This window comes from Xanthomonas sp. NCPPB 901 (genome assembly GCF_056725085.1).
This window is the reverse complement of sequence record NZ_CM161511.1, coordinates 3,570,420-3,583,221: the sequence shown is the minus strand read 5'-3', so window position 1 is coordinate 3,583,221 and position 12,802 is coordinate 3,570,420. Positions and strand designations below refer to the sequence as shown.

The following is a 12,802-nucleotide window of genomic DNA, read 5'->3' as shown; positions in this document are numbered from 1 at the left end:
AGGCTTCACCGACCGGCCCCGTCGCGGCTGAAGCCGCTCCTGCATGCTTCGACGCCATCGCTATAGCCGGCCGCCCGCCACCGCCGTGGCGTTTTCGTCGCCGGCCGCGCGACGCATCACCCAGTTGAACAGCGGCGTGGCCATCAGCGTGGAGACGATCGCCATCAGCACCAGGATCGAGAACAGGCCCTGTTCGATCACCCCGGCCTGCAGGCCGATGTTGATGATGATCAGCTCCATCAGGCCGCGCGCGTTCATCAGCGCGCCGATCGCCATCGCATCGCGGTTGTTTTCGCCGCTGATCCGCGCCGCGGCCCAGCAGGCGATGCCCTTGCCCAGGAACGAGGCCAGCAGGACCGCGCCGGCGGCCAGCAGGATCTGCGGGTCGAGCAGCACGCTCAGTTCGGTCTTGAGCCCGGAGAAGGTGAAGAACATCGGCAGCAGGAACACCACCACGAACGGTTGCAACTGCTCGCGCAACTTTTCGGTCAGCGCGCCCTTGGGCAGGCAGGCGCCGAGCAGGAAGCCGCCGAACACCGCGTGGATGCCGATCGCGTCCATCGCCCAGGCGCTGGTGCAGAACAGCATCAGCACCACCGCCAGCACGCCGGCGCTCAGCGGCTGGTCGGGGCGCACGTGGGCGGCCAGGCGGCGCAGCCAGTGGCGGCCGACCAGCAGCATGAACAGCGCGTAGCCCACGCCGCCGCCGATCGCCAGATAGGCGCTGCCCCAGCTGCCGCCGAAGCTGGCCAGCACCACCGCGAGGATGCACCAGGCCGCGGCGTCGTCGACCGCGCCGGCGGTCAGCGCCAGGGTGCCCAACGGGCTGTCGGTGAGGCCGCGTTCGTGGATGATCCGCGCCAGCATCGGGAACGCGGTGATGGCGATGGCCGCGCCCAGGAACAGCGAGGCCTCCAGCAGCTTGGCCTTGGCCGAGAACAGCCCCGGTACGTGCAGCAGCCACGGCGCCAGCACCAACGCCAGCACGAACGGCACGGCGATGCCGGCCAGCGACACGCCCATCGCGCTGCGATAGCGCGTGCGGAAATGCTCGCCGCGGAAATCGGTGCCGACCAGGAACATGTACAGGCCCACGCCGAACTGCGCGGCCACGTACAGCATGTCCAGGGTCGGCTTGGGAAACAGCGCCTGCTGCAGGTCCGGCAGCAGCGCGCCGAACAGCGACGGGCCCAGCGCGACGCCGGCGATCATCTCCCCGACCACCTGCGGCTGGCCCACGCGTTTCGCCAGCAGGCCGACCAGGCGGCAGGCCAACAGGATCACCGCCGCCTGCAGGAAGAAGTACACCGACATCTGCGGGGTGGTCATGGGCGGCCGTCCTGGAAGTGTCGGCGGATGATAGGAGGCCGGCGCCGCGAAATCCATGCGGGCGCGGTGCCACGTGGTGAGGTGGGGCGCGTATGCGGTATGGTGCCTCGCGCGCATCGCGCATGCCCGGCACCTGTGCGGGCCGACACCGCAGGACGCACCAGGAGAGCGACGCGATGAGCAAGGGATGGACACGGCGGCAATGCCTGGGCGCCGCTGCCGCGGGCGCAGTGGGCGGCCTGCTGCCCGGGGCCGCCATCGCGGGTGCCGCCGCTGCCGATGCGAGCGATGCCGATGCGCTGTACCGGCGCGCGCTGGTCCTCGATGCCAACACCCTGGCCTCGATCGGGCAGATGGTCGATGGCCCGGATGTGCCGCAGTTGCTGCAGCAACTGCGCGATTCCGGCGTATCGGCGTTGAAGACCACGTTGGGCGGTGCGGCCGGCGACTTCGAGACCGCCGTGCAGGACATCGCCGCCGCGCAGGCGCTGGTCGAGCGCTATCCGCAGCACTTCCTCAAGGTGCTGCAGGCGGCCGACCTGCGTCGCGCCAAGCGCGACGGCCGCGTCGCCTTGATCTTTTCCTTCGAGTCGGCGGCGATGCTGGAGGACAAGCCCGCGCGCATCGACCTGTTCCGCCAGTTCGGGGTGCGGGTCATGCAACTGACCTACAACCGCACCACGCCGTTCGGCGTGGGCTGCCTGGATGGCGACGCGGGCGGCGTCACCGCGCTCGGCCGCGAGGCGATCGCGCGCATGAACCGGCTCGGGGTGGCGCTGGACCTGAGCCACTGCAACCAGCAGACCACCCGCGACGGCATCGCCCTGTCGCAGCGCCCGCCGGTCATCACCCATGCCGGCTGCGCGGCGGTGTTCGCGCATCCGCGCAACAAGCAGGACGCCGAGCTGCGCGCGCTGGCCGACAAGGGCGGGGTGGTGGGCATCTACATGCTGCCGTTCCTGACCGAGGACAGCCGCCAGCCGCAGCTGGCCGACTACATGCATCACGTGCAGCACGCGCTGGATGTCTGCGGCGAGGACCATGTCGGCATCGGGACCGACTCGTTTTTCTTCCCGATCACCGAGCAGGACCGGCGCGCGTTCGAGGCCGACCTGGTGCAGCGCCGCCGCGACGGCATCGGTGCCCCGGGCGAGAACCGTCTGCCCTATCTGCCCGACGCCAACACCCCGCGCAAGCTCGAACGCGTCGCCGACGCGCTGCTGCGCCAGGGCTACAGCGCACGGGTGGCCGAGAAGGTGCTGGGGGCGAATTTCGAGCGGGTGTTCGCGCAGATCTGGGCCGACTGAGGCTGCCCGATGGCGCGGCTGACGGCCGTGTCGGGTGCCGGCACGCTGTCGTTCCACGCAACGCCTCCGACCGTTCCAGCGGCGTTGCGGCACATCCATTGACCTCGACCTGACACGGGCGCAGACTTCCCGCCCTCATTCGCACCCATCGTCACGCCGCCATGCCGTATGCACCGCTGCTGATATTGCCCAACGCCCTGCGCGTCAGCGCAGGCCGGGTGCGCCTGCCTGAAGGAGTGGTCGACGCCGTGCGCTAACGCCGGCCATCGCCGATCCGCCGCAGACAAGCACCCGATGGGTGCTTTTTTATTGCCTGTTTTTCGCTGTTCCACCGTTCCGACACGCCAAGGAGAACGTGCCATGCACTACGCCGCCGAACCCGAAACCTAGCCGCATGCCCGCCTCGCCAACCGGGGCATGCGGCTTCCCCCGTGTTGGCAATTGCGGAACCCATCTCATGAACACGCACACCCTTTCCCGCTGGCGCAATCTCGGCATCATCGCCCACATCGACGCCGGCAAGACCACCCTCACCGAACGCCTGTTGTGGGCTGCCGGCGCGATCCATCGTCTCGGCGAAGTCCACGACGGCGCCGCCACCACCGACTTCTCGGACATCGAACGCGCGCGCGGCATCAGCATCGGCGCGGCCGCGGTGCAGGTGCAGTGGGCGCCGGCCGGGCAGCCGGCGCATCGCCTGACCCTGATCGACACGCCCGGACACATCGATTTCGCGATCGAGGTGGAGCGCTCGCTGCGCGTGCTCGATGGCGCCGTCGCGGTGTTCTCCGCGGTCGACGGCGTGCAGCCGCAGTCGGAAACCGTGTGGCGGCAAGCACGCCGCCACGGCGTGCCGATGCTCGCGTTCGTCAACAAGATGGACCGTGCCGGCGCGTCGTTCGACGGCGTGCTGGCGCAGTTGCGCAGCAAGCTCGACGCGACGGTCTGGGCGGTCGGCGTGCCGCTGCCCGGCGACTCCGGCTTCGACGGCTGGAGCGACCTGGTCGGCGGCCGCGTGTTGACCTGGGACGCCGACGGGCAACTGCACACGCGCGCCTGGCAGGCCGACGAAGCGGCCGCGTTCGCGGACGCGCGCGAGCAGTTGATCGCTGCGGTGGCCGACCACGACGACGCGCTGGCGCAGGCCTATCTCGAGGAGCGTGCGATCGACGCCGAGCTGCTGCGCGCCGCCTTGCGCCGGGCCACCCTGGCCGGCGCCGGCGTGCCGGTGCTGGCCGGCTCGGCGTTCAAGCGCAAGGGCATCGAGCCGTTGCTGGACGCGATCGTCGACTGGCTGCCGTCGCCGCTGGACCGCCCGCCGGTCGCCGCCCGCGCCGATGCGGACACCGACGCCGATGCCGAGGACGGACACACGACGTTGCTGGCGCCGGATCCATCCGGTCCGTTGGCGGCGCTGGTGTTCAAGTTCGCGCATACCGCGCAGGGGCCGCTGGCGTTCGTGCGCGTGTATTCGGGCACCTTGCGCGTCGGCGACACGGTGTGGACGTCGCACGCGCGGCGTCCGCGCCGGGTTGGCCGGCTGGCGGTGGTGCAGGCGCAGCGCACCCACGACGTGGCGCAGGCCGAGGCCGGCGAGATCGTCGCCGTGCTCGGCTGGAAGGACGCGGTCAGCGGCGAGACGCTCAGCGGCGTGCAGGCGCGGTGGGTGCTGGAACGCATCCGCACGCAGCCGCCGGTGTTGGCATGGCGGCTTGGCGCGGCCAATGCGGCCGAGCTGGTGCGGCTGGGCCAGGGCCTGGCGCGGCTGGCGCAGGAGGATCCGTCCTTCCGCGTCGACAGCGATCCGGAGACCGGCGAAGCGGTGATCTGGGGCATGGGCGAGCTGCACCTGGAGGTGATGGTGGAGCGGTTGCGCAGCGAGTGGCAGGTGGACGTGCGCACCGGTGCGCCGCGCGTGGCCTACCAGGAAACGCCGCGTGCGGCTGCGCTGGGCGTGGCCGTTCGGCTGTCCAAGCAGAACGGCGGCCAGGGCCAGTTCGCGCAGGTGGTGCTGGATGTGCTGCCGCGCGCGGACGGCGCGGTGACCTTCGCCGACCGCAGCCGCGGCGGGGTGGTGCCGAAGGCCTTCGTCGCCGCCACCGAGAAGGGCGTGCGGGCGGCGCTGGCGCAAGGCCCGCTCGGCCATCCGGTGGTCGGCGTGGAGGTGGTGCTGGTCGATGGCCAGGCGCATGCGGTGGATTCGTCGGACCTGGCGTTCCAGCGCGCGGCCTCCGAGGCGGTGAAGGCGGCGCTGGCGCAGGCCGGCACGCTGCTGCTGGAGCCGGTGATGGCGGTGGCGATCGAGGCGCCGGCGAGCAGCGTCGGCGACGTGCTCGGCGATCTGCAGCGGCGCGAAGGACGCGTCCTGGCGATCGAAGAGCGCGGATCCCGTGCCGAGGTCATCGCGCAGGCGCCGTTGGCGCAGCTGCAGGCCTATGCCACCGCGTTGCGGTCGCTGACCCAGGGACGGGCATCGGCGAGCATGACCTTCGACGGCTATGCGCCGGTCAAGGCCGCGTGAGCCGGATCGCCGTCCGGTAATGCACTAGGAGAACGAGGAGCCGGTTCGCCGGCTCCTCTTTTTTTTTGGAGCGGCCAGTGCGATTGCGGCGCGGCCGTCAGGTCGGTTGCTCGGCTTCCGCTGTCCACCGCGCAGCCTGTGCGCGGTCGCACCTGCGTGGCGACGGCGCCCACCGTTGCGTTCGCCACGCCCCTCGCGCTTGCGTTGGCGTCGCGATCCGGGCTTCATAGCCGGCCTCGATCGCCGGAGCCGCCCATGCATCGCCGTCTTGCCGTCCTGACTCTGCTTGCCCTGGCGCCTGCGCTCGCCGCGGCGCAGCCGCCGGCCTGCGCGACGCCGCTGCAGATGGCCGAGCGCCTGTACAAGGCGCGCGATTTCTACTGGAAGCCGCAGGACCTGGACGGCTTGCTGACGCCGGCCTTCGCGCATGCGCTGCAGACCGACCAGCGCTGCGCCGCGCGTGAGGGCGCGTGCCGCCTGGACTTCGATCCGTGGACCAGCGCGCAGGATGGCGAGATCCAGGGCGCGCCGAGCTTCACCCTGGTTTCGGGCGGCTCGCAGGCCACGGTGGTGGAGGTGCGGATGGACTACCGGCTCGCGCTCGGCGGCCGCGCCGCGCGGGCGCGTTCGGTCAAGATCGAACTGCAGCGCCGCGGCAACGGCTGCTGGGCGGTCAGCGACCTGATCGCGCCGGATGGGCAATCGCTGTTCGCGCTGCTGACCGATCCGGAGGAGTAGCGCGCAGAAGATCGCGCTGCCCAGCAATCCAAACCCCTGTACGGAAGAGGGGGACGAGGGCGCCGTGCGCATGGCCGCATCCGCCCTCACTGGGCGGGATGTGAGGGATGCGCGGGCAGGCAAGGTCTCCTTCGCGCACGTGCACTCTCTGTCTAGCGGCGGCTTGGGGATTGGGGATAGGTGGATGTGCGGCGCGGATCGACCCTCACCCCAACCCCTCTCCCGGCAGGAGAGGGGCTAGGCGCGCGGCACCGCGTGTGCGGCCTGGCAGGTATCCAGAGTCTGCTGCGCGCCGCAGCAGGGGAGGGCGCGGCAGTGGCCTGTGGCTACTGCAGCTTCAGCATCACGATCGCCTTGGCCGGCAGCGCCACCTGCAGCGTGTCGCCCTGCAGGCGCGCGCCCGCGAACGCGGCCGGGCGCACCGCCTGCGGCTGCGCGAAGGTGTTGAGCGCGTCGATGGTCGGCGCGGTCAGGATCTGGCCGACGCCGCCGCGCGCCTGCACGCCGTCGACGCGGACCGCGACGTCCGCGCCGCGGTTGGGGTCCAGGTTGGTCAGCGCCACGTACACGTGTCCGTCCTTGGCCCGGACCGCCGAGCCGTGCACCGCCGGTACCGTGTAGCCGGCATGCCGGTAGTCCGGCGTGTCGATCTGCAGCGGCAGCGCGGTGGCGTCCTGGTATGGCTTGTACAGCATGAAGACGTGGTAGGTCGGCGTGAGCAGCATCCTGTCGCCGTCGGTGAGGATCATCGCCTGCAGCACGTTGACCATCTGCGCGATGTTGGCCATGCGCACGCGGTCGGCATGCTGGACGAAGATGTCCAGGTTGAGCGAGGCCACCAGCGCATCGCGCAAGGTGTTCTGCTGGTGCAGGAAGCCCGGATTCGCGTCGGGCAGGCCCTTGTACCAGGTGCCCCATTCGTCGACCACCAGCGCGACCTTCTTGTCCGGGTCGTACTTGTCCATGATCGCGCTGTGCTTGCTGATCAGCTCGTCCATCCGCAGCGTGCGCGACAGCGTTTCGATCCAGGCCGCCTCGTCGAAGGTGGTGGAGGAGGCGCGCGGCGGCCAGCCGCCGGGAACGGTGTAGTAGTGCAGGCTCAGGCCGTCCATGAATTTGCCGGCCTCGCGCATCATCACCTCGGTCCAGTGGTAGTCGTCTTCGTTCGGGCCGGGCGCGATCTTGAGGATCTTCTGGTCGGCCGGCGCCTTGACGAAGGTCTGGTAGCGGCGGAACACGTCGGCGGCGTACTCGGCGCGCATGTTGCCGCCGCAGCCCCACAGCTCGTTGCCGACGCCGAAGAACGGCACCTTCCACGGCGCCTGGCGGCCGTTGCGGCGGCGCTGTTCGGCGAGGGTCGAGCGCGTGGGCGCGGTCATGTACTCCACCCACTGCGCCATCTCGTCCGGCGCCGCGTCGCCGACGTTGCCGGCCACGTAGGCCTGCGTGCCGAGCAGTTCGGTGAAGTCCATGAACTCGTGGGTGCCGAAGCTGTTGGGTTCCTCCACGCCGCCCCAGTGGGTGTTGACGCTGGTCGGGCGCTGGTTGCGCGGGCCGATGCCGTCGCGCCAGTGGTACTCGTCGGCGAAGCAGCCGCCGGGCCAGCGGATGTCCGGCACGTCCAGCGCCTTCAGCGCCGCGACCACGTCGTTGCGGTAGCCGCGGGTGTTGGGGATCTTCGAGTCCGGGCCGACCCAGACGCCGCCGTAGATGCCGGTGCCCAGGTGCTCGGCGAACTGCCCGAACAGGTGGCGCGACACCGCGGCGCCAGGGCGGTCGGCATGCAGGCTGCCGCGGACCTCGACGTCGGCGGCCTGCGCCAGCGGGGCGGCCAGTGCCAGGCCGAGCGTCGCGGCGATCAGCGGCAGCCGCCGCCAACGCACCGCGCGCTGCTTCAGGAAACGGGGCGAACGCATCGGGAGCTCCTTGTCGGGTAGGGCGGCGCCGTCGCCAGCGCCGCTTGGAAATGGCAGCCGGCACGCGGCCTTGGCGTGGCGCCGGGCCGGTGCCGCATCGGGGAACGCAGCCCAGGTGCGATCGCGTCCGCGCCGCCGTGGTGCGCTGTCCCCGGTCGCCCCTGTCCATTCCCCAACCCGAGCATAAAAGACACGCGAAGGGCGGACCAATGCCCAAATGCGTTGCCGCTATATCGGAATTGGAATGCGCGGCGTGGCACCGCAGGCGGTGCGTTGCTCGAGTGTGCGCGCCATCGCACAGCGCAGCGCCGATGCCCGCGCGGCGATGGCCGTGTCGCGCCAGCGCTGGTTATGCTGCGGGGCCCGCGCATGCGCGTCACCGCCCCAGGCTCCTGCATGTCCTCGCTCTTCGGTCATCTTCCCGACGGTACCGCCATCCAGCGCGTGGTCCTGGACAGCGGCGACGGCCTGCGCGCCGAACTGCTGACCTATGGCGGCCTGTTGCGCAGCCTGCGCCTGCAGGGCACGCACGGCGCGACCGAACTGGTGCTGGGGCTGCCGACGCTGCAGGACTACCTGCAGGACCCGGCCTACCTGGGCGTGCTGGTCGGGCGCTTCGGCAACCGCATCGCCGGGTCGGCCTTCACCGTCGATGGCCGGCCCTACGCGGTCACCGCCAACGAGGGCGCCAACCACCTGCACGGCGGGGCGCTGGGCTTCGGCCGCCGGGTGTGGACGCTGCTGGCGCAGACCGAGCGCACGCTGCAGTTGCGCTACGACTCGCCGGCCGGAGAGGAGGGCTACCCGGGCAACCTGTCGGTGGAGGCGACCTACCGTGTCGAAGGCCGCTGCCTGAGCGTCGAGTTCGTCGCGCGGACCGATGCGCCGACCCCGCTCAATCTCACCCATCACCCCTATTTCAACCTGGCCGGCGATGCCGCGGTGCCCGCCGCGGCGCAGTGGCTGCGGGTGCCGGCCGACCGCTACCTGCCGGTGCGCGACGCGGCGCTGCTGCCGCGCGGCGAGGTCGCCGCCGTCGCCGGCACGCCGTTCGATTTCCGCCAGGCGCGCGCGATCGCCGACAAGGACATCGCCGCCGATCCGCAACTGTCGCTCAGCGCCGGCTACGACCACTGCCTGGTGCTGGCCGCCGGCCACGACTACACCGCGCTGCTGTATTCGCCGCACAGCGGCGTGGCCATGCGCGTCGCCAGCCCGATGCCGGCCGTGCAGCTGTACGAGGGCCAGGGCCTGGACCGGCAGCATCCGACGCTGGGCCGCGGCATCTGCCTGGAGCCGCAGGGCTACCCGGATGCACCGAACCAGCCGGATTTCCCCGACAGCATCCTGCGTCCGGGCCAGGTCTACCGGCACCGCATCGCCTACCGCTTCGCCGAAGTCGGTCGCGGCGCCGACTGGGCCGCGGTGGAGGCGGCGCTGGCGGAGCCGGGCGGCGGCTGATGGAGGGGCGTCGCAGGAGCGGCTTCAGCCGCGACCGGGCATTCCCGGGAACGCCCGGTCGCGGCTGAAGCCGCTCCTGCGAACCGATGTGCTGCGACCGGCTGCGCAGGCTACTGCGCGTGCCCCAACACCAGTTCGATCACGAACTTGCTGCCGAAGAACGACAGCAGCAGCAACAGCATCGCCGCCAGGGTCCAGTGCACCGCCTTGACCCCGCGCCAGCCGTAGCGCCAGCGGCCGAACAGCAGCGCGCCGAACACGATCCACGACAGCACGCTGAGCACGGTCTTCTGCACCAGCCGCTGCGCCAGGAAATCCTGCACGAACAGCACCCCGGTCAGCAGGGTCAGGGTCAGCAGGATGAAGCCGACCACGATGGTGCGGAACAGCAGCGTCTCCAGCGCGGTCAGCGGCGGCAGCGCGCGCAGCCAGGGATGGAAGTCGCGACGTCGCAGCGCGCGTTCCTGCAGCCACAGCATCACTGCCAGCAGGGCGGCGATGCCCAGCGTGGCGTAGGCCAGCAGCGCCAGCCAGGCGTGCAACTGCAGTCGCCAGTCCAGCACCGGCGCCGGCGCGTGGCCGTAGCCGTGGTAGGCCAGCAGCAGCGCCGCCGACAGCGGGAACACCACCACGCCCAGCGCGGCCATACGCCCGCTGGCGCCGACCAGCGTGGTCATCAGCGCCATGCCCAAGCTGACCAGCGACAGCGCGGCGAAGAAGTGCATGTCCGGGCCGCCGGCGGTGTGCAGGGCGACCTGCACGTGATAGCCCGCATGCAGGGCCACCGCCGGCAGCGCCGGCCACAGCCAGGCGCGGCTGCGATCCACCCGGTCGCGCACCACCGCGGCGATCAGCAGGCCGGTTGCGGCCAGGTACAGCACGGTGGCGAGGACGGTGATGAGCATCGGGTCAGTTTCGCATATCGCGCCGGCGCCTGTGACGGCGGCGGCCGGGATCGCCGGCGCGCCCGGCTATAATCGACGGCCGTTTCCCGTCCGCGACCCGCCCGCATGTTCGAATCCCTCACCCAACGCCTCTCCGGCACCATGCAGCGCCTGCGCGGCCGCGGTCGCCTGACCGAGGAGAACATCCGCGAAGCCACCCGCGAAGTGCGCATCGCGCTGCTCGAGGCCGACGTCGCCCTGCCGGTGGTGCAGGCGCTGATCGAGCGCATCAAGGTGCGCGCGGTCGGCCAGGAGGTGCTCAAGAGCCTGACCCCGGGCCAGGCGCTGATCAAGGTCGTGCGCGACGAGCTGACCACGGTGATGGGCTCGGCCGCCAGCGACCTCAACCTCAACGTGCCGGCACCGGCGATCGTGCTGATGGCCGGCCTGCAGGGCGCGGGCAAGACCACCACGGTCGGCAAGCTGGCCAAGCACCTGAAGGAAAAGCGCAAGAAGAAGGTGATGGTGGTGTCGGCCGACGTGTACCGCCCGGCCGCGATCGAGCAGCTCAAGACCCTGGCCGAGCAGGTCGGGGTGCTGTTCTTCCCGTCCGAGGCCTCGCAGAAGCCGGTGGACATCGTCCGCGCCGCCATCGCCGATGCGCGCAAGTCCTTCGTCGACGTGCTGCTGGTCGATACCGCCGGCCGCCTGGCCATCGACGCGGCGATGATGGAGGAGATCAAGGCGCTGCACGCGGCGATCACCCCGGCCGAAACCCTGTTCGTGGTCGACGCGATGACCGGCCAGGACGCGGCCAACACCGCCAAGGCGTTCAGCGAGGCCTTGCCGCTGACCGGCGTGGTGCTGACCAAGACCGACGGCGACGCCCGCGGCGGCGCGGCGCTGAGCGTGCGCTACATCACCGGCAAGCCGATCAAGTTCATCGGCATCGGCGAGAAGCCCGACGGCCTGGACGTGTTCCACCCCGACCGCCTGGCCAGCCGCATCCTGGACATGGGCGACGTGCTGTCGCTGGTCGAGCAGGTCGAGCACCAGGTCGACAAGGACAAGGCGCAGAAGCTCGCCGAGAAGGTCGCCAAGGGCAAGAAGTTCGACCTCAACGACATGCGCGATCAGCTCGAGCAGATGCAGAACATGGGCGGCCTGTCCGGGCTGATGGACAAGCTGCCGGGCATGGGCCAGATCCCCGAGCACCTCAAGCAGCAGGTCGCCGGCAACAAGGACGTGCCGCGGATGATCGCCATCATCGGCTCGATGACCAAGAAGGAGCGGCGCAACCCGGGCCTGCTCAACGGCTCGCGCCGCGCGCGCATCGCCCGCGGCTCCGGCACCCAGCCGGCCGACGTCAACAAGCTGATGAAGCAGTATCAGCAGATGGAAAAGATGATGAGCAAGATGGCCGGCGGCGGCATGAAGGGCCTGATGCGCGGCATGAAGGGCATGATGGGCGGCATGGGGGGGCGCGGCGGCCTGCCGTTCCGCTGAACCCGCGGTGGCGGTGCCTGTCGCAGCGCATGACACTGCCGATGCTTAGGATGACGCGTCCGTGGACGGACGCGGCTTGCTCCGGACCGGGCAAACCTAATCATCGGAGGATGTATGCAAGGACTCAATGGACACGTGTGCAGGTTCGCGGCGGTGGTGGCGGGTGCCGGATTGGCGTTCGCGTGTGACGCCGCCTCGATCTTTTCGTATTCCAGCAACGCAGGCGACTACATCGGCCAGGGCAAGAAGGCCGTCCTGACCGACGCGAACGCGACATTCGGTGTGCGCGGCAACAAGGATCGGGTCTCGTTATCCATCACCAGTACGACCGGCGAGTACTGGTCGATCACGATCACTCCCCCGGTCGGGACCGGGCTCGCTCCCGGCGTCTACGCCAATGCAGAGCGTTCGTCGTTCAGGACCGGCCGCTCGCCCGGGCTCGACGTCTCCAGCACCGGACGAGGCTGCAACGACATCTGGGGAAAGGTGTCGATCAGGCAGGTCTCGTTCGATGCCGCCGGGAACGTGGATCAGCTGGAGGCGTCGTTCGTTCAGCAATGCGAGACCAACAAGGCGCCGGCGCTTGCGGGCGTGGTCAGCTACAACGCCGCGCCGCTGTTCCTGAAGTTGAACAGCGGCGACGACGATTATGTCGCGGGTGGCGTGGACAAGACCTATTACAACGATACGAGCGTGTTTGCGCTGAGCGGGACGCCCTCACGGCTTCAGTATGCCGCCTCTGGCCTGCGCGACGATTGGACTGCGACCATCGCCGCGCCCGCTGGCAAGACCTTGGTGCCTGGGCGGTACACCTTCAGTCGGTTCGCCGATAGCGTCAACGCCGGTTTCGATTTCGATGGCAACGGGCGCGGGTGCAACGCGACCCGCGGCACCTTGAATGTGCGCAAGATCGAGCAGGATGCTCAGGGAAATGTCGTTCGGCTCTATGCGGACTTCGAGCAGTACTGCGACGCGAATGCCACGCCTTTGCGTGGCAGCATCCACTTCGGCGCCTGATGGCGCTGGCGGGTCCGGATGCACGGACCCGCTTCTGGGGTTGCGCTGGTGACCTCCGCGGATTTGTGGGAAGGGTGCCGGAAGTCCCGTCAATGCGTGCCATGGCGAGCGCAACAGTCCACG

The 12,802-nt window shown here is 70.2% G+C and carries 9 protein-coding genes; 6 read left to right on the top strand and 3 right to left on the bottom strand.

Features of this window, described 5'->3' with window-relative positions; all coding sequences use genetic code 11:
- Nucleotides 1–60 precede the first annotated feature (60 nt).
- Nucleotides 61–1,329: a cation:proton antiporter gene (locus AC1PME_RS14990; protein WP_481096304.1), complete on the bottom strand. Its 1,269-nt coding sequence runs from the start codon at nt 1,327–1,329 to the stop codon at nt 61–63.
- A 176-nt stretch (nt 1,330–1,505) separates the two neighbouring features.
- Between AC1PME_RS14990 and AC1PME_RS14985 the strand changes: the two genes are divergently transcribed.
- The 3 genes from AC1PME_RS14985 (at nt 1,506) to AC1PME_RS14975 (ending at nt 5,895) form a co-directional block, all read left to right on the top strand.
- Complete coding sequence (locus tag AC1PME_RS14985) at nt 1,506–2,636, top strand: dipeptidase (protein ID WP_481096303.1); 1,131 nt, start codon at nt 1,506–1,508, stop codon at nt 2,634–2,636.
- Nucleotides 2,637–3,093: 457 nt separating this feature from the next.
- Nucleotides 3,094–5,157, top strand: coding sequence for an elongation factor G (gene fusA / locus AC1PME_RS14980; RefSeq protein WP_481096302.1), 2,064 nt, complete (start codon nt 3,094–3,096; stop codon nt 5,155–5,157).
- A 255-nt stretch (nt 5,158–5,412) separates the two neighbouring features.
- Entirely contained in the window at nt 5,413–5,895 is a 483-nt protein-coding gene (locus AC1PME_RS14975; RefSeq protein ID WP_481096301.1) for a hypothetical protein, read from the top strand.
- Between the two features lie 326 nt (nt 5,896–6,221).
- Here the strand turns inward: AC1PME_RS14975 and AC1PME_RS14970 are convergent, their stop codons facing one another.
- A complete protein-coding gene (locus AC1PME_RS14970) occupies nt 6,222–7,811 on the bottom strand; it encodes an alpha-N-arabinofuranosidase (RefSeq protein ID WP_481096300.1) in 1,590 nt (529 codons plus the stop codon).
- Between the two features lie 396 nt (nt 7,812–8,207).
- Between AC1PME_RS14970 and AC1PME_RS14965 the strand changes: the two genes are divergently transcribed.
- Nucleotides 8,208–9,272: an aldose epimerase family protein gene (locus AC1PME_RS14965; protein WP_481096299.1), complete on the top strand. Its 1,065-nt coding sequence runs from the start codon at nt 8,208–8,210 to the stop codon at nt 9,270–9,272.
- A 110-nt stretch (nt 9,273–9,382) separates the two neighbouring features.
- Here the strand turns inward: AC1PME_RS14965 and AC1PME_RS14960 are convergent, their stop codons facing one another.
- Nucleotides 9,383–10,177 (bottom strand): cytochrome C assembly family protein, encoded by a 795-nt coding sequence (locus tag AC1PME_RS14960; protein ID WP_307551664.1) that lies wholly within the window; start codon nt 10,175–10,177, stop codon nt 9,383–9,385.
- A gap of 105 nt (nt 10,178–10,282) precedes the next feature.
- On the opposite strand from AC1PME_RS14960, the gene ffh reads away from it, so the two are divergent.
- Together ffh and AC1PME_RS14950 are read left to right on the top strand one after the other, a co-directional pair.
- Nucleotides 10,283–11,662, top strand: a complete 1,380-nt coding sequence (ffh, locus tag AC1PME_RS14955) for a signal recognition particle protein (RefSeq protein WP_307551662.1) — start codon at nt 10,283–10,285, stop codon at nt 11,660–11,662.
- A 114-nt stretch (nt 11,663–11,776) separates the two neighbouring features.
- Complete coding sequence (locus AC1PME_RS14950) at nt 11,777–12,679, top strand: hypothetical protein (RefSeq protein WP_481096298.1); 903 nt, start codon at nt 11,777–11,779, stop codon at nt 12,677–12,679.
- The last annotated feature ends 123 nt before the right edge of the window (nt 12,680–12,802 follow it).